The organism is Pseudomonadales bacterium (genome assembly GCA_041395945.1).
GTDB lineage: Bacteria > Pseudomonadota > Gammaproteobacteria > Pseudomonadales > Azotimanducaceae > SZUA-309.
The window spans coordinates 62,978-82,694 of the sequence record JAWKZN010000001.1 but is presented as its reverse complement, the minus strand read 5'-3'; the positions used below and the strand labels follow the sequence as shown (position 1 = coordinate 82,694).

General features: G+C 61.7%; 18 protein-coding genes. 12 read left to right on the top strand and 6 right to left on the bottom strand.

The features are described 5' to 3' along the window. Window positions 1–71: 71 nt before the first annotated feature. Entirely contained in the window at window positions 72–1,793 is a 1,722-nt protein-coding gene (locus R3E82_00400) for a proline--tRNA ligase (protein ID MEZ5549329.1), read from the top strand. Continuing rightward, on the top strand, window positions 1,793–2,527 hold the full coding sequence (locus R3E82_00395) for a transglycosylase SLT domain-containing protein (GenBank protein MEZ5549328.1): 735 nt from the start codon (window positions 1,793–1,795) through the stop codon (window positions 2,525–2,527). The genes R3E82_00400 and R3E82_00395 overlap by 1 nt, the downstream gene beginning before the upstream one ends. Before the next feature lie 42 nt (window positions 2,528–2,569). Here the strand turns inward: R3E82_00395 and R3E82_00390 are convergent, their stop codons facing one another. Both R3E82_00390 and R3E82_00385 read right to left on the bottom strand, forming a co-directional pair. Further along, entirely contained in the window at window positions 2,570–3,028 is a 459-nt protein-coding gene (locus tag R3E82_00390; protein ID MEZ5549327.1) for a TlpA disulfide reductase family protein, read from the bottom strand. Window position 3,029: 1 nt separating this feature from the next. Further along, window positions 3,030–4,361, bottom strand: a complete 1,332-nt coding sequence (locus tag R3E82_00385; protein MEZ5549326.1) for a YihY family inner membrane protein — start codon at window positions 4,359–4,361, stop codon at window positions 3,030–3,032. A 174-nt stretch (window positions 4,362–4,535) separates the two neighbouring features. Between R3E82_00385 and wrbA the strand changes: the two genes are divergently transcribed. Further along, window positions 4,536–5,153: an NAD(P)H:quinone oxidoreductase gene (wrbA, locus tag R3E82_00380; GenBank protein MEZ5549325.1), complete on the top strand. Its 618-nt coding sequence runs from the start codon at window positions 4,536–4,538 to the stop codon at window positions 5,151–5,153. Beyond that, the gene (locus R3E82_00375; protein MEZ5549324.1) at window positions 5,150–5,521 is read left to right on the top strand and encodes a DUF2069 domain-containing protein; all 372 of its coding nucleotides are present in this window, start codon (window positions 5,150–5,152) and stop codon (window positions 5,519–5,521) included. The genes wrbA and R3E82_00375 overlap by 4 nt, the downstream gene beginning before the upstream one ends. Window positions 5,522–6,127: 606 nt before the next feature. Here R3E82_00375 and R3E82_00370 read toward each other — a convergent pair. The 4 genes from R3E82_00370 to R3E82_00355 form a co-directional block, all read right to left on the bottom strand. Then, entirely contained in the window at window positions 6,128–6,463 is a 336-nt protein-coding gene (locus tag R3E82_00370) for a putative quinol monooxygenase (GenBank protein ID MEZ5549323.1), read from the bottom strand. Beyond that, a complete protein-coding gene (locus R3E82_00365; GenBank protein ID MEZ5549322.1) occupies window positions 6,460–8,343 on the bottom strand; it encodes a propionyl-CoA synthetase in 1,884 nt (627 codons plus the stop codon). The genes R3E82_00370 and R3E82_00365 overlap by 4 nt, the downstream gene beginning before the upstream one ends. Further along, on the bottom strand, window positions 8,340–9,470 hold the full coding sequence (locus tag R3E82_00360) for a CaiB/BaiF CoA-transferase family protein (protein MEZ5549321.1): 1,131 nt from the start codon (window positions 9,468–9,470) through the stop codon (window positions 8,340–8,342). The genes R3E82_00365 and R3E82_00360 overlap by 4 nt, the downstream gene beginning before the upstream one ends. A 65-nt stretch (window positions 9,471–9,535) precedes the next feature. Beyond that, window positions 9,536–11,473 carry an ABC transporter transmembrane domain-containing protein gene (locus tag R3E82_00355; GenBank protein ID MEZ5549320.1) on the bottom strand — a complete coding sequence of 646 codons (1,938 nt, stop codon included), beginning with the start codon at window positions 11,471–11,473 and terminating at the stop codon, window positions 9,536–9,538. Between R3E82_00355 and R3E82_00350 the strand changes: the two genes are divergently transcribed. From R3E82_00350 to R3E82_00315, 8 genes are all read left to right on the top strand, one after another. Further along, window positions 11,472–12,140 (top strand): dienelactone hydrolase family protein, encoded by a 669-nt coding sequence (locus tag R3E82_00350; protein ID MEZ5549319.1) that lies wholly within the window; start codon window positions 11,472–11,474, stop codon window positions 12,138–12,140. The genes R3E82_00355 and R3E82_00350 overlap by 2 nt on opposite strands. 299 nt (window positions 12,141–12,439) lie before the next feature. Further along, window positions 12,440–13,030 carry a hypothetical protein gene (locus R3E82_00345; GenBank protein ID MEZ5549318.1) on the top strand — a complete coding sequence of 197 codons (591 nt, stop codon included), beginning with the start codon at window positions 12,440–12,442 and terminating at the stop codon, window positions 13,028–13,030. Beyond that, complete coding sequence (locus R3E82_00340) at window positions 13,023–13,901, top strand: hypothetical protein (protein MEZ5549317.1); 879 nt, start codon at window positions 13,023–13,025, stop codon at window positions 13,899–13,901. Before R3E82_00345 ends, R3E82_00340 begins: the two co-directional genes overlap by 8 nt. 193 nt (window positions 13,902–14,094) lie before the next feature. Continuing rightward, window positions 14,095–15,042 (top strand): N-acetyl-gamma-glutamyl-phosphate reductase, encoded by a 948-nt coding sequence (gene argC / locus R3E82_00335; GenBank protein MEZ5549316.1) that lies wholly within the window; start codon window positions 14,095–14,097, stop codon window positions 15,040–15,042. Further along, window positions 15,039–16,340, top strand: a complete 1,302-nt coding sequence (locus tag R3E82_00330; GenBank protein MEZ5549315.1) for an aminotransferase class I/II-fold pyridoxal phosphate-dependent enzyme — start codon at window positions 15,039–15,041, stop codon at window positions 16,338–16,340. Before argC ends, R3E82_00330 begins: the two co-directional genes overlap by 4 nt. Continuing rightward, window positions 16,337–17,572, top strand: coding sequence for a DEAD/DEAH box helicase (locus tag R3E82_00325; GenBank protein ID MEZ5549314.1), 1,236 nt, complete (start codon window positions 16,337–16,339; stop codon window positions 17,570–17,572). The genes R3E82_00330 and R3E82_00325 overlap by 4 nt, the downstream gene beginning before the upstream one ends. 179 nt (window positions 17,573–17,751) lie before the next feature. Continuing rightward, the gene (locus R3E82_00320) at window positions 17,752–18,615 is read left to right on the top strand and encodes a carbon-nitrogen hydrolase family protein (GenBank protein MEZ5549313.1); all 864 of its coding nucleotides are present in this window, start codon (window positions 17,752–17,754) and stop codon (window positions 18,613–18,615) included. Beyond that, complete coding sequence (locus R3E82_00315; GenBank protein ID MEZ5549312.1) at window positions 18,612–19,712, top strand: AI-2E family transporter; 1,101 nt, start codon at window positions 18,612–18,614, stop codon at window positions 19,710–19,712. Before R3E82_00320 ends, R3E82_00315 begins: the two co-directional genes overlap by 4 nt. The last annotated feature ends 5 nt before the right edge of the window (window positions 19,713–19,717 follow it).

The following is a 19,717-nucleotide window of genomic DNA, read 5'->3' as shown; positions in this document are numbered from 1 at the left end:
ATCCTTGCAACTCGCGATCTGTGCCGGGCAATCCGGCGCTGTCGGCGCGGGTCCAGGGTACAGGAGTCCTCATGCGACAGAGCCAGATGCTGCTGCCTACCCTCAAAGAGAATCCTGCCGATGCGGACGTGATCAGCCATCGGCTGATGCTGCGCGCCGGTCTCATTCGACAGGTCGCCGCCGGTATCTACACCTGGCTTCCGCTGGGACTGCGGGTGATCCGCAGAATCGAGGCGATCCTCCGGGAAGAACTGAACCGCTCGGGTGCACAGGAAGTCCTGATGCCCGTCGTCCAGCCGGCCGAACTCTGGCAGGAAACCAGGCGCTGGGAAAAAATGGGAGCGGAGATGCTGCGCATGCAGGATCGTAACCAGCGCGACTTCTGTCTGGGTCCCACCCACGAGGAGATCATCACTGACCTGTTCCGTCGTGAGGTGCACAGTTACCGTCAGCTGCCCTGCAACTTCTATCAGATCCAGACGAAATTCCGCGACGAGATCCGTCCCCGCTTCGGAGTCATGCGGGCACGGGAGTTCACCATGAAGGACGGCTATTCATTCGATACCGATCAGGCCGCCTTCGACCGCACCTATCAGGAAATGTACGACTGCTACACACGGATCCTGAGCCGCATGCAGCTCGATTTCAGGGCGGTGGAAGCAGACAGTGGCAACATCGGGGGTGCCAACTCCCATGAGTTTCACGTACTCGCGGACTCTGGCGAAGACACCATCGTCTACGCCAGTGACGGCGACTACGCCGCCAATCTGGAAAGAGCGGTGGGTGCGGCTCCGGCACCGCGGGCACCCGCCGGTGCGCAACTTGAAACCGTCGACACGCCGAATTGCCGGACCATCGCTGCGGTCGGCGAACTGCTGTCACTGCCGCTGACCCGATGTCTCAAGACCATGGTGGTGAAAGGGGAAGAGTCCCCGATAGCCATCGTGTTACGGGGAGACCATGAGCTCAATGAGATCAAAGCCGCCAAACTGCCCGGCGTGCTTTCACCCCTGCAGTTCGCCAGCGACGACGAGATCGTCAAAGCGGTGGGCTGCCGGCCCGGATCCATCGGTCCGGTAAAGCTCGAAATTCCCTGCTTCGTGGATCCGGAAGCTTACGCGGTGGCGGACTTCTGCTGCGGGGCGAATGAAGACGGCCGCCACCACATCGGTGTCAACTGGGTGCGGGACCTCGATGTCCCCGCGCAGCGGGTGATCGATGTGCGCAATGTGATGCCGGGCGAACGCGCACCCGGCAACCAGGGTGAACTGCTGTTCCTGAAAGGCATCGAAGTCGGCCATATTTTCCAGCTGGGAAAGGTCTACAGTGAACCGATGAACGCTACGGTGCTCGATGCCTCCGGCCAGCCCCTGGTACCCATCATGGGCTGCTATGGCATGGGCGTGACCCGCCTGGTGGCCGCCATCATCGAACAGAATCATGACGCGGTCGGCATTAAATGGCCGGAGCCCGTTGCACCCTTTCATGTCCACATAGTGGCCCTGAACAGCGCGAAATCCGAAACGGTCCGAACAGCTGCGAGCGCGCTGTATCGGGCCTGTACAGAAGCAGACATGGAAGTATTGCTGGACGATCGAGACGAAAGACCCGGCGTGAAATTTGCGGAAGCAGACCTCATCGGCATTCCTCACCGGCTGGTGGTCGGCGATCGGGCACTGGCGGAAGGTTCCATCGAATACCGTCACCGGGGCGACACGGAGCCCACACTGATCCCGGTTGCTGACGCCATCGCCCATGTTACGACCCGTTCCCGGGACACCCGGAAAGGCTGATGCAGCAGAGGAATCGACAGGTCGCAGCAATGCCCGCCAGGCGCACAGTGGCCGCATCGGGTGATCAGGATCGATCTGCCCGACTGCGCAATGGCGCGCTGGCAGCTCTCGCCGTGCTGTCACTGGTCACGGTTATCTCTGCACGCGCCGCTGGCACGGATCCGGAAGCCATCGATTCAGAGCTGCTGGAGAAACTCTCCCAGACCATGGCGGGGGATGACGCGTCCATCGATCGTTTCGATGCGGAGGTCTGGCTGGTGGTTTCGGATCAGCGCCTGGAGAGATTCGTCGACGACCACGAGGACCGGCTCGCGCTGCTGCACCTGGTGTACCGCGAAGCACGGCGACAGAATCTCGATCCGGATCTGGTGCTGGCTGTCATGCAGGTTGAAAGCCACTTCAACCGCTACGCCATTTCCCGGGTCGGTGCCCAGGGTCTGATGCAGGTCATGCCCTTCTGGCGGGACGAACTCGGGCGGCCCCAGGACAATCTGATCCTCGCGGACACCAACGTCCGCTACGGCACTACCATTCTCGCCCACTATCTGGAACGGGCCGAAGGTGATCTGGTCGATGCGCTGGCCCGCTACAACGGCAGCCGCGGTCGCCTGGACTACCCTGAGCTGGTGATCAGCGCCTGGCGCCGGGTATGGCACAACAAGCCCACCAGTGAACTGCCCCAGCTGATCAGCGGCTGCACGAGCTACGCCCTGAAGGCCTGCCGCTACCAGTAGACGCGCGGCAGCGTACCGCCAGGGCAGCACTCTGGCACGTCATTAACCCGCCTCGTCAGAAACCTGCACCGCACGTGCCAGAGACTCAAAACTCTGCGGCCCGATGAGCACGTCCTTGAGCGTGCCGTCCGGCGCAATCACGAAGGTGCTGGGCAACACAGCAGGCAACTGCTCTCCCCAGCGCTCCCGGGGATCGGCCACCAGCACAGGAAACTCGATGCCCATCTTCACCACGAGGTCAGCCAGTACCTTCCCCTGCAGACCGTCGTAGTTCACGCCGACTACCGTGACATCGGGGGATTCTGCATTGAATCGGTTCAGTTCCGGGATCTCCTTGCGGCAGGGTGCACACCACTCCGCCCAGTAGTTCACGAGCAACCACTGCCCGTCCCAGGCATCACCGGCAATCGTCGACCCATCCGCCAGCTTCTGGGCATCACCCGGTGTGCAGCCAACCAGAAGCACTGTAAGGAGTACCGGAAACACGATCATCTGTCTCATCTCATCTTCCTGTCATCTGGCGGCCAAGCACGTCTTCAAGAGAAACGGTCATCTGATTCGATCCAAAATCGACCAGGGATCGCAGCGGGCCGATCAGTGGTTCCATGTCCTTTATCCGCGCCAGTGACGCCCGGTCGAGTCCTTCGGGCAGCGCCCGGTACAGGTCCCACAGGGTCAGCGCCCGGAGACTGCGGCCCAGCACCCATTGATCTTCGGAATGGCGCAGCAGCCTGAGCTCTGTCAGGGCTTCCATGACCCGCTCGAACTCGTTGCGGGTAAGCTGGACCTGGTCGGCAACCTCCGCCTCGCTGACCCCGCCACCCTGCAGGTGGGCTTCGTGGAGCAGTTTGAGGATGCGCGCGCACTTCACCAGCACGGGCTCTCCCCACGCCTCCTTCAACTCCGGCACCAGCGACAGCGTGCGCACGAAGATGGCCCCGGCGAGGATGAGCACCCACGCCATGTACATCCAGGCGAGGAAGAAGGGAACCGCCGCGAACGCGCCGTAAATCGATGCCATGTTCGACCGGGCCACAATGACGTTAAACACCACCTTCGCCAGTTCGAAGGACCACATGGTGAGAAATCCGCCGATCAGCGCGTGCGGGAAGGGAACGTGGCAGTTAGGTACCGCGAAGTAGAGAATGGTAAAACCGGTCCAGACCAGCAGCATCGGCAGGTAGCTCAACGCCATGCCGCCGAGCCCGAAGACATCCAGTCCGGAGATCAGCGGCAGCGAGGCCAGGTACACGCTGATCAGAATCGCACCCGCGATCATCGGTGGACCCAGAGAGAGCACACCCCAGTATACGAGAATGCGCTGGAGACCACGCCGCGGTTCCGCCACATTCCAGATGATGTTGAAAGTTTTCTCGATCGTCACCAGCAGCAGAAATGTCGTCACGAAAAGAAACGCGAAACCCGCTGCAGTCAGGCTGCGCGCGCGCTCAGAAAACTCACCAAGTTTTTCCTGCACGACAGAGCTGAGTTCAGGTACGAAGTTCTGGAAGACGTAAGTCTCGATCTGCTCGCCAATGCCATCATAGGCAGGCATGATCGAAAACATGGCATAGGCCACCGTCATCATCGGCACCACTGCAAACAGTGTCGTATAGGTCAGAGCGCCAGCCCGTGCCGGGCAATCGTGATCGAGAAACTGCTGCACCATCTGACCCAGATACCACCGCCCCCTCGTCCACCAGACCCGCACGATCCCGGTAATATCGGTCTCTGTTTCTGCAGCTGTATCTGCTGCATTTTCTGCCGGAGGGAGTGCCGGTCTGTCCGACGCGGCAGTTGCGGGTTCAGCCGGCGGTTTTTTCTGTGAGGTCATCGTTACCGGAGATCTCTGCTGTGCCACTGCCTTTCCAGTCTGCGAACCCATAAACTTCAGGTTCTCTGCAGGAGCGCGTCTGCTGGAAACACGCACCCCGTCGCTGCAACCGCGAAACGCAGGGATGATGCTCGAAGTCACCATTGATCACAATGCTGGAAGACCGAATCCCCGATGCAGCCTTACCTACTTGTTCTCTATTACAGCCGTGAAGGCGGTACCGCAAATCTGGCACGCCACGTTGCGCGCGGGATCAGCGCGGCCGGTTTCGAAGCGCGTCTGCGTACGGTACCACCAGTCGCAACTGCCACCAGCAGAACCCTGCCACCGGTGCCGGACGCAGGCGCCGTCTACTGCACGAGGGAAGATATCGCCGGCTGCGCGGGACTCGCGCTGGGATCGCCGACCCGATTCGGCAACATGGCAGCGCCACTGAAACATTTCCTCGATTCGACCGCCGATCTCTGGCTCAGTCATGCCCTGGTCGACAAGCCCGCTGCCGTCTTCTGCTCGACCGGCAGCCAGCATGGCGGCCAGGAAAGCACGCTGCTCTCAATGATGATCCCGCTGCTCCACCACGGCATGGTTCTGGTCGGTCTGCCATACAGTGAAAGTGCGCTGAATCACACCCGGGAAGGCGGCTCGCCTTATGGCGCGAGTCATGTCTCCGGCACCGGAGGTCAGCCCGATCTGAGTGCGGATGAGCGCACCCTCGCCGAAGCACTCGGGCGCCGGCTGGCGAAGGTGGCGCGCGGTCTGTCGGAGGAGCGGATGTCGGAGCGTGACACATGAGACTGGCCGGATACCAGTTTCTCAGCTATCTGGGCATCGGCTCGCTGTTCGCACTGACCGGGCTTCGGCAGTTCTTTGTGGAACCACTCGCCAACCCGATACCCAACGCTCTCTGGTTTCTGCTGCAGGTCACGCCCCTGCTGCTGGTGCTGCCAGGTATTCTCCGGGGGCGACCCCGCAGTTTCATGCTGTGCGCGTTGGCCGCCATGTTGTACTTCTGCCATGGTGTGCTGCTCGCCGTGGGCGCAGTACACCGGGCGCTCGGTTTCTGGGAAGTCGGCATCGCCATCGCGCTGATCGCCATCACCAGTCTCGCGGTCAGGCATCTGTGGCGGCCGGGGGCGGCGAGTGATCTGCAGGACAGTTGACCCGCATCCGTCACCGCTTCATGGGTGGCAGCGCGGGCGGTTGATCCCGCCTGGCTGGTACTCGGAGTGGTCTGTCTTCGGAGCCTGTTGCGTGGCTGTGGTGGAGAGGGGGGTTGGGGCGGACCTACGCTCGGGCCCTCCGGGCTGCCCTCGATTGGCGGAGTTGCCTCGCGTGAGGCACACGAGTCAATCCGCCGCACTCGGCCTCGCTCCACGGTCCGCCCCAACCCCCCTCTCCACCACAACGTCGCGATGGATCCGAGACAGGCCGATATGGCCAGGCCAGCGGTTCAACGACACGCTCAGCTCGGGCGTTACTCCGGGCTCTCAGATCTACGTGCACAAGCGTGAGTTTTCTCGACACCGGCCAGACACACAGCCACCAACAGGCGCACTGCACGAAGCTCGGAAAGATTCACCGGGCGTGGTTGAGGATGGGCTGCGCCGGGCCGTGTAGCGAGGCCGAGCGCGGCTTTTTGACTCGCGTTCCTACGCGAGGCAAAAAGCCAAACGAGGGCACAGCGGAGCTGCCGAGCGAGGCCCGGCGCAGCCCGTCCTCGACCACGCTCTGATCAACCTCTTTCCGAACATCGTGACGAGCCGTCACTAGTGAATGACCGGCGGCGGCGCAGCAGTCTCCTCCGCATCCTCTTCCACACTCTGCACCAGATATCGGCGGGTCGAAATTTCGCCGGTCACCACTTCCGGCAGTTCGCGCAGAAACTCTTCCATGTGTTCCGTCTGATAATGACCCATCAGCGCCTCCATGCTGTCCCACTCCTGAAACAGCATCAGCGTATTCGGATCCGACAGACCGACGAAAAACTCGTAGGAAATACACCCCACCTCGGTGCGGGTGGCTTCGGTCATCTGCCGCGCCAGTTCCAGTGCCCGCTCGCGCCGCTCCGGACGAATCGGAATACTGCCGTGAACGATGATCAAAGGACCCCCCGGTTGCGAAGAGTGGATTCGATTTCCGGCAGCACCGCGGGGTCATCTATCGTGGACGGCGCACTGTATGATTTGCCATCGAGCATGCGCCGCAGGACCTGCCGCAGAATCTTGCCGGAGCGGGTCTTCGGCAGCCGCTGCACCACTACCGCCCGCCTGAAGTTTGCGAAAGCGCCTACGGACTGCCGCACCATCTGTACCAGCTCCCTTTCGAGTGCGTCCGCATCGATATTCACCCCGTCTTTGAGCAGCAGCAGAGCAAGCGGGACCTGTCCCTTATCCGCATCATCCCGACCGATCACTGCACACTCGGCAACCGCGGGATGCTCGGCCACCACTTCCTCGAGCTGACCGGTGGACAGACGGTGTCCGGCCACATTGATGACATCATCGATGCGACCCATGATATAGACATAACCCTCTTCGTCCCGATAGCCGCCATCGCCGGTGAGGTAAAAACCTTCATACTGGGACCAGTACGCGTCCAGATAGCGCTGATGATCACCCCACACCGTCGGCAGACCGCCGGGTGGCAGCGGCCCGCGAATCACCACCGCCCCTTCCTGGTTCGGACCCAGCTCGCGACCTTCCTCATCGAGAATGCGCAGGTCATAACCGGGCACCGGAAGTGTGGGGGATCCGGGCCGGGTTTCCATGAGCTCTACGCCCGCCATATTGGCGCACATCGGCCAGCCGGTTTCTGTCTGCCACCAGTGATCGATCACCGGAATGCCCAGATGCTCCTGCAGCCAGTGGTAGGTGGGCGGATCCAGCCGTTCGCCGGCAACGAACTGATACTGCAGAGAGCTGATGTCGTATTTCGCTTTCAGCGCACAGTCCGGGTCTTCCTTGCGCACTGCCCGGAAGGCGGTAGGCGCGACAAAAAAACTTTTCACCCGGTGAGACTCGATGACCCGCCAGAACACACCGGCATCCGGGGTGCGTACCGGTTTACCTTCGAACAGGATGCTTGTGCAGCCTTTCAGCAGGGGTCCGTACACGATGTAGGAATGACCGACTACCCAGCCCACATCCGACGCAGCCCAGAACACGTCTCCCGCATCCATACCGTATACGGCCTTCATGCTGTAGTTGAGGGCAACGGCATGTCCGCCGTTGTCCCGCACGACACCTTTCGGTTTCCCCGTGGTGCCTGACGTGTAGAGGATATACAGCGGATCCGTGGCATCCACCGGCACGCAGTCAGAGGGCTGCGCACCTGCACGCCACTGCACCCAGTCCAGATCCGCCTCCCCCAGCTCTGCCGTAAGCTGCGGGCGCTGCACCACCACCGTATATGCCGGCTTGTGCGCAGCAATCCGGATCGCCTCGTCCACGAGGGGTTTGTAGGGCAGCACGCTGGTGAACTCGATGCCGCAGGATGCGCAGAGAATCACCTTCGGTGTCGCGTCGTCGATGCGGGTCGCAAGTTCCCTGGGCGCAAATCCGCCGAATACCACCGAGTGAATCGCGCCCAGTCGGGCACAGGCCAGCATCGCCACCGCCGCCTCCGGAATCATCGGCATATAGACGATCACCCGATCACCTTTTCCGACACCCAGCGCGGCCAGTGCACCCGCTGTGCGGGCGACTTCTTCGGTCAGCTCGGAATAGGAGATTTTCCGAATGACCCCGGTGACTGGCGAGTCATAGATGAGCGCCGTCTGAGCGCCGCGACCGGCCTCCACATGGCGATCGAGTGCAAGCCACGCGGTGTTCAGCTTGCCACCTTCGAACCAGCGCCAGGCACCGTTGGCATCCTGGCTGAGGATGGTTTTCGGGAACTCGAACCAGGGCAGGTCTGCAGCCTGGTCCTTCCAGAACGCCTCAGGGTCGCTCAGCGAACGCTGATATTCACTCGCATAAGTCACCCCGGAATCACACCTGCGGCTGCGAGCTTCGAAATTTCCTCAGCGGAGAAGCCGCAATCCTGCAGTACAGAGGCGGAATCGGCACCCGGTGCCCGTGCCGCGTGCGAGACTTCGGGTACGGTTCGGGAAAAACGCGGGGAAGGTGCAGGCTGCACTACGCCGTCGATGTTCAGGAACGTGTTACGCGACTTGTTGTGCGGGTGATCGGGCGCTTCGAAAATCGACAGCACCGGTGCGAAGCACACGTCCGTGCCCTCCATGATCTGACACCACTCGTCCCGGCTTTTCGTCTTGAAAACCCTGGTCAGCTCGGCTTTGAGTCCCGGCCAGGCGGAGGGGTCCATCTGCGCAGAAAACCTCTGGGCATCCAGGCCGGCTTTTTCCACCAGCAGCGCATAGAACTGGGGCTCGATCGAACCGATGCAGACGTACTTGCCGTCCTGAGTTTCGTAAGTGTCGTAAAAGTGCGCGCCCCCATCCAGCAGGTTGGTGCCGCGCCTGTCGCTGAAACCCCCACCGGCCGCCATGGAAAAGAACATGGCCATGAGCGAAGCAGCACCATCCACCATTGCCGCATCCACCACCTGACCCTTCCCCGACTTCTGCGCCTCGAGCAGCGCACAGACCATGCCGAAGGCCAGCAGCATCCCGCCACCGCCGAAATCACCGACGAGATTCAGGGGCGGTACGGGCCGCTCGCCCGCCCGGCCGATGGCATGAAGTGCACCCGCCAGTCCGATGTAGTTGATGTCATGGCCGGCGGCCGACGCCATCGGGCCGTCCTGGCCCCAGCCGGTCATCCGGCCGTAGACGAGTTTTTCGTTGCGCGCCCAGCAATCGTCCGGTCCCAGACCGAGCCGCTCGGTGACACCCGGACGGAATCCTTCGAACAGCGCGTCTGCGGTCGAGACCAGGCGCAGTACGGTTTCCACCCCTTCGGGCTGCTTAAGATCCACGGCAACCGATCTGCGGTTGCGGGCCAGCACGTCTTTGGGTGGTTTTCCACCCGGACGGATCCGATCCACCCGGATCACTTCAGCACCCATGTCCGAGAGCATCATGCCGCAGAACGGACCTGGTCCTATACCGGCAAGCTCAATGATGCGAAATCCCTGTAGTGGTCCCATGCGTACGTACCCCGAAAAAAATTTGATCGGTCAGTGTAACTATCCAGGGGCGCCATGAGAAACGCTCAGGTGCCGGAGCTGCCCTGGCGCGGTACCGCCAGCTCGATGCGCGAATCCGAGTGTGCCTGCTGAGTAAACTGAATCTTGACAAATCGCTGATACAGTTCGTCACTCTTCATCAGCTCGTCATGGGTGCCACAGGCCTGCAGTCGACCCTCGTTCAGTACCAGGGTTCGATTCGCCTGCCGCACCGTGGACAGCCGATGCGCGATCACCAGCACACTGCAATGGCCCTTGAGTTCAGCAAGACTCAGCCCGATGTGCTGTTCGCTTTCCGCGTCCAGCGCGCTGGTTGCTTCATCAAGCAGCAGCACGCTGGGTTCTGCCAGCAGTGCGCGGGCAATGGCAAGTCGCTGCCGCTGACCGCCCGAAAGTCCGACGCCCCCCTCGCCAATCAGCGTGTCGAGGCCATCCGGCAGAGCGGCGACGAACTGCTGGGCGTGCGCGAGCTTCAGGCAGCGCTCCATGTCGAGTTCCGATGCATCGGGCGCACCATAAGACAAGTTCTCCCGGATCGACCCGGCAAACAGAACCGGGTCCTGGGGGACGAAGCCGATCGTGTCCCGCAGGTCCCGCAGCCGCAGCTCTCTCAGATCCACCCCGCCAAGTGAAATACTCCCTCCCTGGGGATCGTAGAATCGCAGCAGCAGGTCAAAGAGCGTGCTCTTGCCGGCGCCGGAGGGGCCCACCACCGCCAGCATCTCGCCGGGATACAGTTCGAAGCTCACCCCATCCAGCACCTGTGTCTGCGGGCGACTCGGGTACGCAAAGCTCAGATCGCGCACGCTGATGGCGCCGGTTTTGGCCACAGCCCGGGGAGCGTCAGATTCAGGCAGCTCCGAGCGGGCTGCAAGCAGCTCCATGAGACGTTCGGTGGCACCCGCCGCCCGCTGCAGGTCCGTGTAAACCTCACTGATCGCACCCACCGAACCCGCAACAATGAAGGCGTAGAAAATGAATGCCGCCAGTTCACCGGGCGAAGTCTGACCACTGAGCACCGCCTGCCCGCCAACCCACAGCATCACAGCGATGGCGCTCATCACCAGCAGCATGACCAGGGCGACCAGCCAGGATCGCTGGCGGATCCGCCGCACGGCCACCTCGAAGGCACTCTCCACCCGTTGCGCAAAGGAGGCGTCGTCCCGGTCCTGATGATTGAACGCCTGCACGATCTTGATCTGGCGCAGTGCTTCGCCGGCGTAGCTGCCGACCACAGCGAGACGGTCCTGGCTGGTTCTGGACAGCAGCCGAACTCTGCGCCCGAACAGAATCACGGGCGCCACCACAAAGGGCACGCTGGCCACCACCACCAGCGACAGCTTCGGGTCTGTAACGAACAGCAGGACCACACCGCCGACGAACATGAGCGCATTACGCAGTGCGATCGAAATGGAGGAGCCGATGACCGTCTGCAGCAAAGTCGTGTCGGTTGTAATGCGGGACTGAATCTCGGTCGGCTGGTTCAGCTCGAAAAAGCCGGGATGCAGATGCAGCAGATGACTGAAAACCGCTTTGCGCAGGTCAGCACTGACCCGCTCACCTACCCAGGAAACAAAGTAGAAGCGTACAAAGGTGCCTGCTGTGAGCAGCACCACGAGGAGCGCAAATACCGCGATGCTCTGCACCAGCACTTCGCTTGAGCCATCCGACAGACCCTGATCGATCACCAGTCGCATACCCTGCCCTATAGACAGAGTCACACCAGCGGTGACCACCAGGGCGATGCTTGCGAACACGACCTCGCGGCTATAGGGCCTGAGGAACTGCAGTGCGGGCTTGAGCTTGCTGACCTCCCGTGTCGAAGGTCTGTCGGGTTCCATATCCATCGCGGCATTATCACACGGATCCTCCACCGGATTGGTACCGCAGGCGGATTCGCGCTTCACCTGCAGTGTGCGTCCGCGTATGGAAGCCTTCGGGGGGGCGCGTATACTCGGCGCCATGGCTGATTTACTCGAAAGCCTCAGGATCGACGCGGATGACCCGGGCGTACCGCCCGCCGCGGGTACCGTGATCTGGCTACATGGTCTGGGCGCAGACGCCACAGACTTCGAACCGGTGGTACCGCTGCTCGACCTCGACATGACGCTGAACTTCGTCTTCCCCAATGCACCCGTGCGGCCGGTCACCATCAATGGCGGCATGGAAATGCGGGCCTGGTACGACATCGATCCCGGCGCTCCGCTGGCGGGTGCAGAAGATATCCGTACCGCCGCCGCTCAGATCTCGGCACTGGTGGATGCGGAAATCGCACGGGGCATACCGCGGAAGCGGATTACCCTCGCCGGTTTCTCCCAGGGCGGTGTCATCGCCCTGCAGCTCGGACTGCGCTCCGGGCGCTTCGCCGGCATCATGGCCCTGTCGACCTACGTGCATGACTCCGAACATCTCGCGGATGAAGTCAGTTTCACCAGCATCGACACCCCGATATTCATGGCACACGGTCTGGCTGACCCGATGATCCCCATTGCCCGTGCGGTCGCCTCGCGCATCGCCCTCGAGAAACTCAACTACCAGGTCGAATGGCACGAATACGGCATGGGTCACCAGGTCTGCCCGGAAGAACTGGCCGACATCTCGAGCTGGCTGAACCGGATCTACGCGACCTGAGCCCCAGCTGTCCGGCCCGGCGTCCCGCGCTCGGCGTCTCGCGCACAGCACGTCGGCGCACAGCCGCCCCTGCCGGTATTTGTGACCCGCATCACGAATCGAATACCCCGCACCGGGTGCCCCCCCCGAAACCGGCCACGACGCGCTAGACTTGGTCCCACTCCGGCGTGAGGGATGCACGGGAAGGAACACGGGCACCCCGCTGCAGGCCACCCGCCCGGGATGGCGGGCAATTGCGCCAGGTGCGCTGACTTAAAGAAAGGCTAGAAGAAGACACTGTGAGCCAGGATGAGCTGACAATGGAGGCGAGCCTCCCGGAGAATCCCGATCTTGCATGGGATCTCGATGATTTCAACGATCGACAGCGGGCGATGGACTTTGTCATGCAGTTCGAATCGACCCTGTGTGTCTATTCCCCTTCGGTTGCCCAGCTCTACACCACTTACAACATGTTTTTCCCCCAGGAATGGGAGCGCAAGCTGGTCATCCTGCCGGACCCATCCGCCTATCACGACACCTTCTTCCATATCGATCCGAGAGCCGTGGCTGCCACCGGCCTCTACATCATCCCGGGAGAAATGATCGACAGGGACGGCCTCTATCTCTCCAACGTGCAGGAAGATCGCACACTCGGCAGGCGCCAGATTCCTTTCGAAGCGGGTATGCGTGCGCTCATGAAAAAGCGCCCGGAAGACGATCCTTTTCTGCCTGTGCTCGCGAAAGGCGATCTGCGGGGATTCCAGCGATCCTGGCCGGTCATGCACCTGCACCGGATCCGCCCGAAAGTACTCGCCGAGATTTCCGAGCTCGACCGGGCTCAGCTTGGCAACGTGATTATGGAAAAGTTAGAGTCACTGTTCATCGAGCTCAAGAAAACCAGCTTTGCCTGATCACCCGGAGCGTCAGCCGCCCGCGAACGTCTTCCAGCGTCTGCTGCTCAGCTGCATTGTTGCGGTACTGGTTTTCTGCGCATGGAGCGGGGTTCTGGAGACTTCCGCCGATTCCCGTCTCGAATCCACCCTGCAGCGGGCTCTGGTCACCGCCGCCATCGCGCGGGGCCTCAATGGTGTGATCTCGGTGGCCCAGGGTACAGAAATCGCCATTCAGCCGGTAGGTGTGGGGGTGACACTGACTGCCGGGGAAATTCTCGATCCGCTCAATGATCTGGTGGAACGCTTCTCCTGGCTGGCACTGGTCGCCGCCGCTTCCCTCGGCACTCAGCTGCTGCTCACCGAGATATTTTCCGAACCGGTCATCAGCGGCATATTCACCGTCAGCGCCCTGCTCGCCCTTGCACTGATCTGGTCGCCGGGGCTCAGTGCGCGTCACAGCTGGCTGCTGCGCACTGTGGTACTCGTCATCTTCGTCCGCTTCCTGTTCACCACCGTGGGACTGGTCACCGGCTGGGTCGACGCCTGGGTGCTCGCCGAACGCCAGCAGGTGGCGATCAGCGGACTGACCACGGCCCAGGAAGACATCGAGGCACTGGCGGCCCAGGGATCCACCACCCCGGCGGACCCGGCGCTCCCGGCGCCGGGTATCCGTGAACGTTTCGAATCCTTTCTCGACAGCTCCCGGCAACTTCTCGACATCGAAGCCCAGCTGCAGAAGCTGCAGACCCGGGTGGAATCCTCGATCGATCAGCTCATGGACCTGATCGTACTGTTTCTGGTGCAGACACTGCTGCTGCCGCTGGCCACCCTGTGGCTGTCCCTCGCCGCTTTCCGCAGTCTCTGGCAGTGGGCGTCGCGCAGCGGCTGAAGCAGACCCGAACCCGCACAACCGAGGATTCTCAGGCATTTGCGGCGGTCGGCCGACCCATGCCAGGACAACTGATTCCCTCCGAAACCGGACTATTGCTAGGCGCGGGAACCATAATTCTCTAGAATCCCGCGCCGTCAATACGCGCAAGGCGCAACGGGCACCCACTTAAGGTTTCGGAAACAGCAGACTCATGGCGACGGTTTTCATCGACGGACAGGCAGGCACAACCGGGCTGGAGATTGCCCAGCGTCTGCGTGCGCGCAGCGATGTGACCCTGCTGGAAATCGAAGAGGCGCGCCGGAAGGACACTGAAGCACGCAGAGAGCTGATCGCCAGTGCGGACGTCACTGTGCTGTGTCTGCCCGACGATGCCTCCCGTCAGGCGGTAGAGCTGGCTGCGGGCAAGGGCCGGATTCTCGATGCCAGCACCGCCTACCGGGTAGACCCTGAATGGGCATACGGCGCTCCGGAAATGACGCCCGGTCAGCGTGCAGCGATCGCGCGTGCGCGGCTGGTTGCCAATCCCGGCTGTTATCCCCAGGGGTTCATCTTCCTCATCCGCCCGCTCATCGAAAGCGGCCTGCTGGCAGCCACGGTGCCATTGAGCGTGTTCGGCCTTTCCGGCTACTCCGGAGGTGGTCGCAGCATGATCGAAAAACATCAGGCATTCAGTGCGCAGGAAGCGGATCGCTGGAACACCAGACTGTACGGACTGAACCTCAGACACAAACACGTTCCGGAAATGCACACCTATTCCACCACCCGGGCAGCTCCGCTGTTTCGACCCAGCGTAGGCAACTATTACCGGGGCATGCTCATCGAAGTGCCGCTGTTTTCCGGTCAGTTGCGCAAAGGCACCGGCATCCCGGAAGTCCACAGCATCCTCTCCGAGCGCTACGCGAACGAGGCCTTCATCGATGTCCTGCCGGCCAATCCGGTGGACGTACTCAATGATGGCTTCCTGGATCCCACTTTCTGTAACAACACCAACAACGTGCAGCTGATGGTGTTCGGCAATGATGACCAGATGCTGCTGGTGGCACGCTACGACAACCTGGGCAAGGGTGCGGCCGGTGCGGCCATTCAGAATCTCAATCTGATGCTGGGTGTGGACGAACAGCTGGGACTGGTGTTGTGACCCGACTGGCGGACATGTCCCTCGAGGAACTGCGTGCGCTGGAGCGTGAGCTCGAACGGGAATTCTCCCTGCAGCAGGGCAACCGCCTGTCGCTGGATCTCACCCGCGGCAAACCGGCGCCCGATCAGCTTGAACTGTCGGCGGGGCTGGAGACCGCGATCAACGGCAACTACAAGGCATCGGACGGCACCGACACCCGCAACTACGGTGGTCTGCGCGGTATTCCTGAGGCCCGCAGCCTGGGGGCGGAAATTCTCGATGTGAGCGCTGAGCAGGTCATCTGCTGGGGCAACTCGAGCCTTGGCCTCATGTATCTGTGCGCCGAACTCGCCATGAACTCCGGGCTGTGGGGCGACGAGCGCCGCTGGCGCAATCATCCAGCCCCGAAAATCCTTACACCGGTGCCGGGATACGATCGACATTTCACTTTGAGCGCAAACCTCGGACTGGAAATGGTCAATGTGCCCATGGACGATGCAGGTCCCGACATGGCCAGCATCGAAGCACTGGTGCGGGACGATGCGTCCATCAAGGGCATCTGGTGTGTGCCCAAATTCTCAAATCCCACCGGCTGCAGCTACAGTGACGAAAGAGTGACCGCTCTGGCCCGGCTGCCGTCGCTTGCAGCGGCGGACGATTTTGTCGTGTTCTGGGACAACGCCTACGCCGTCCACGACTTCGAATTTCCCAGGGCGCCGCTTGCTGCCATCGGGGCGCTGGCCGAAAAAGCCGGCACCAGCGATCATGTGCTCCAGTTCGCTTCGACTTCGAAGATTACCCTGGCCAGCGGTGGTATTGCTTTCCTGGCGGGATCCGAGCCCGTGTTGCGGGTCATTGAGCAACGGCTCAATGTCAGCAGTGTCGGACCGGACAAGGTCAATCAGCTGCGCCACGCCCGTTTTCTCCACCAGCGTCTCGAAGCCCACATGGCCGAACACGCGCGACTGCTGAAACCGAAATTCGACCTGGTGCAGCGCGTACTGACCGAGGAACTGGCCGAACTGGATATCGCCACATGGACAGTACCCGGAGGCGGGTACTTCGTCTCACTGGATACCAGGCCCGGCCTGGCAAAAAAGGTTGGCGAACTGGCGAAGTCGACAGGCCTGTCACTGACACCGGCCGGTGCGACCTATCCGCACGGGCGTGATCCGAACGACAGCAATCTGCGCATCGCACCGTCGTTTGCGACGCTTCCTGATCTCATGACGGCAATGGAGGTGTTCGTTCTGTGTCTGAAACTTGCCTCTGCGCGGGCCGAGATCGCAACAAAAAGCACCCACAGGAGTAGCACTTGAGCGATTGGAAGCCGGAGGATTTTGCAGTGCCCGAGGATCCTGACAGGGACAGATTTCATGATTTCTGTCTGCCGGATCCGCTGCTCCACGCCATCGCCGATCTGAATTTCGAATACTGCACACCGATTCAGAGTGCCGTCCTGCCTGCCAGCCTCGCCGATTACGACGTCACCGGCCAGGCCCAGACCGGCACCGGCAAGACGGCCGCCTTCCTGATAACCATCCTCACCCGTCTGTGGGAAGAACCGGATCTGACCCCGCGACCGCCAGGCACACCCAGGGCTCTGGTGCTGGCCCCCACCCGGGAGCTTGCCATGCAGATCGAAAGCGACGCCCTCGATCTCGCCAAATACATGAATATCGGTGTGCAGTGCGTGGTCGGTGGTATCGATTTCCAGAAGCAGCTGGACCGGCTGCAGAATGAAACCGTGCATCTGCTCGCCGCCACACCCGGACGCCTTCTCGATTTCATCAATCGCCGCAAGATAAATCTCCGACAGACAGACATGCTGGTGATCGACGAAGCCGACCGCATGCTGGATATGGGTTTCATTCCGGACGTGCGACGCATCGTCTACCAGACCCCGCACAAACGTTCGCGCCAGACTCTGTTCTTCAGCGCCACCTTCAACGACGCTGTAATGCGACTCGCCAATTCCTGGACACTCGATCCCGAGCATGTGGTCATCGAGCCGGAACAGGTCGCGACAGAAACCGTGACTCAGTATTTCTGGCTGGTCAGCGCAGATCGTAAAGCCCGGCTGCTGGCAGATTTTCTCGAGCGCGCAGAACCCGCCCGCGCACTGATCTTCACCAACCGTCGGGATCAGACCCACCAGCTGCAGAAATTCCTTTCCAGTCGCAACATCCGCTGTGAATCACTGGCGGGCGATGTGCCGCAGCGCAAGCGCATGTCCACGCTGGAGCGCTTCAAGAACGGCGACATCCCCTATGTGGTAGCCACGGACGTTGCCGGTCGCGGGATCCATGTGGATGGTGTGAGCCATGTCGTGAATTTCGACCTTCCGGAGGACCCGGAAGACTATGTGCACCGAATCGGTCGTACCGGACGGGCAGGCGCAGAGGGAGTGAGTATCAGCTTCGTCTCTGAAGACGATGCCTTCAACCTCCCGGCCATCGAGACCTATCTGGGTAACAGCGTGGTCTGCACCCAACCCGATATTCCCGGCGCAGCAACACCCACTGCTGTGAGTGAGTCGACTCCTTCCTGAGGAGACTCTTATCAGATACCGGGGCTTCCGAGTTTTCCTCCGCCGGCTGATGTCTCAGCTGCTTGCGGCGGCGTGCACGCCGTATTCGGCAAACCCATCGAGCCCGAACTGCTGCTCGCCAAAATGGCCGGACTCCTGAAGAATGGCGCTACTCAGTGATCATCGCGAATGAGGCCCCAATGCCCACCCCGGAATTGCAGGCGGAAATCACCTCTGTCGGACTGATTCAGCTCTGTGCGGGTGAGGACGTCGGCAGCAATCTGGCAACAGCCAGCCACCTGATAAGCCAGGCGGTCAGCGAAGGGGCGTCGGTGGTGCTGCTGCCGGAAGCCTTCGCCTACATCGGTCGTGATGCCGGCAAGCGCGAAATCCTCGAGCCTCTGCCGGCGGATTCCGCAACCCCTGCACCGGCACCTACACCCATTCTGGATCTGTGCCGGGGTCTGGCCCGGGAACATGGCATCGACCTGATCCTCGGCGGACATCACGAGTCGAGTGCAGACCCGGCACGCAGCTTCAACACCTGCGTACACATCGCCCCGGATGGCCATCTCGCCGCCCGCTATCGGAAAATCCACCTCTTCGATGTGAATCTGGCGGACGGTACCCAGCTGCATGAATCCGCCCGCACCCTGCCCGGTGACCGCGCGGTGACCACCCGGCTGCCCTTCGGTATTCTCGGCCTGACCATCTGCTATGACGTCCGCTTTCCCTACCTCTATCAGCGACTGGTGGATCAGGGTGCCATCGCACTGTCCGTGCCTTCCGCGTTCACTGCAACGACCGGCGCCGCCCACTGGCACACGCTGCTGCGTGCCCGGGCAATCGAATGCCAGAGCTACGTGCTGGCACCCGCACAGCACGGTGCACACAATCCGAAGCGACGATCTTACGGGCACTCGATCATCATCGATCCCTGGGGAGAAACCCTGGCCGAACTGGTACAGGGGGATGGTGTGGTCGTCGCTGCCATAGATCCGGCCCGGGTTGCCCAGGTGCGTGCCGAGCTGCCAAGCCTCACTCACCGCCGGACGATGGAATGAGCTCCTCGGCACGCGCCATTGTTGTCTTCGCAGCGCTGATCATCATCGCTGCCGGAATCCGCGCGGCCGATGATCTGATGGTGCCCTTCCTGCTGGCCGTGTTCATCGCCACCATTGCGGCACCGCCGGTGTTCTGGCTCGAAGCCCGTAAGGTACCGGCCGCACTGGCTATTTCCGGCGTGATGATCGCCATCATCGGTATGCTGATCGGCATCGCCGCACTGATAGCCCAGTCCGGTGCCGCCTTCTCTGCCAGGCTGCCCTTCTATCAGGAGCGGGTGTCGGACATGGTGAAAGAGCTGATTACCTGGCTGGCGCAGTTCGGCCTGGAGCTCAATGCCGATCTCGCACTGTCCTATTTCAATCCGGGTACCGCACTGGTCCTTGCAGGCAACCTGCTGAAAGGGCTCGGCGGCGTGCTGGGTGACGGGTTTTTCATTCTGCTGATGGTGATCTTCATCCTGGCTGAAGCCTCCAGCATCCCGGCCAAACTCCGGGACGTGCTCAAGCACCCGGATCGGGACATGCCTTATTTCACCCGCTTCGCCCGGAACATGAACCGCTACATCGGCATCAAGACCAGTGTCAGTCTCGCAACAGGGGGCATCGTCAGCCTGGTACTGATGGTGATCGGCGTCGACTTTCCCGTGCTCTGGGGCCTGCTCGCGCTGCTGCTCAACTTCGTACCCAACATCGGCTCGATCATCGCCGCCGTACCGGCCGTTCTGCTCGCTCTGATTCAGCTCGGACCAGGGCCTGCGCTCGCCGCCGCCATCTGCTATGTGGCGGTGAATATCGTGATGGGCAACGTGGTGGAGCCGCGCTTCATGGGACGCGGACTCGGGCTTTCCACCCTGGTGGTGTTCCTGTCCCTGGTCGTCTGGGGCTGGCTGCTCGGGCCGGTGGGCATGTTCCTGTCGGTGCCCCTGACCATGACGGCGAAAATCGCCCTGGAAGCCAATCCGGGTACGACCTGGATCGCCCACCTGCTGGGGCCCGCGCACGCGCTTGCCGCGCCTGCACCGGTCGAACAGTCAGCCGCTGAGACATCGTCCGGTGACGCAGCATCGGATGACAAGCCTGTGAACAAGGAATGAACTCG

Bases quoted from the DNA above. Each gene is read 5' to 3' on its own strand.
- R3E82_00355 (MEZ5549320.1), bottom strand. From the start codon at position 11,473: ATGGCGCCGAGTATACGCGCCCCCCCGAAGGCTTCCATACGCGGACGC.
- R3E82_00375 (MEZ5549324.1), top strand. From the start codon at position 5,150: ATGAGACTGGCCGGATACCAGTTTCTCAGCTATCTGGGCATCGGCTCG.
- R3E82_00390 (MEZ5549327.1), bottom strand. From the start codon at position 3,028: ATGAGACAGATGATCGTGTTTCCGGTACTCCTTACAGTGCTTCTGGTT.
- R3E82_00320 (MEZ5549313.1), top strand. From the start codon at position 17,752: ATGCCCACCCCGGAATTGCAGGCGGAAATCACCTCTGTCGGACTGATT.
- R3E82_00385 (MEZ5549326.1), bottom strand. From the start codon at position 4,361: ATGACCTCACAGAAAAAACCGCCGGCTGAACCCGCAACTGCCGCGTCG.
- R3E82_00315 (MEZ5549312.1), top strand. From the start codon at position 18,612: ATGAGCTCCTCGGCACGCGCCATTGTTGTCTTCGCAGCGCTGATCATC.
- R3E82_00400 (MEZ5549329.1), top strand. From the start codon at position 72: ATGCGACAGAGCCAGATGCTGCTGCCTACCCTCAAAGAGAATCCTGCC.
- R3E82_00360 (MEZ5549321.1), bottom strand. From the start codon at position 9,470: ATGGGACCACTACAGGGATTTCGCATCATTGAGCTTGCCGGTATAGGA.
- R3E82_00350 (MEZ5549319.1), top strand. From the start codon at position 11,472: ATGGCTGATTTACTCGAAAGCCTCAGGATCGACGCGGATGACCCGGGC.
- R3E82_00395 (MEZ5549328.1), top strand. From the start codon at position 1,793: ATGCAGCAGAGGAATCGACAGGTCGCAGCAATGCCCGCCAGGCGCACA.
- argC (MEZ5549316.1), top strand. From the start codon at position 14,095: ATGGCGACGGTTTTCATCGACGGACAGGCAGGCACAACCGGGCTGGAG.
- wrbA (MEZ5549325.1), top strand. From the start codon at position 4,536: ATGCAGCCTTACCTACTTGTTCTCTATTACAGCCGTGAAGGCGGTACC.
- R3E82_00345 (MEZ5549318.1), top strand. From the start codon at position 12,440: ATGGAGGCGAGCCTCCCGGAGAATCCCGATCTTGCATGGGATCTCGAT.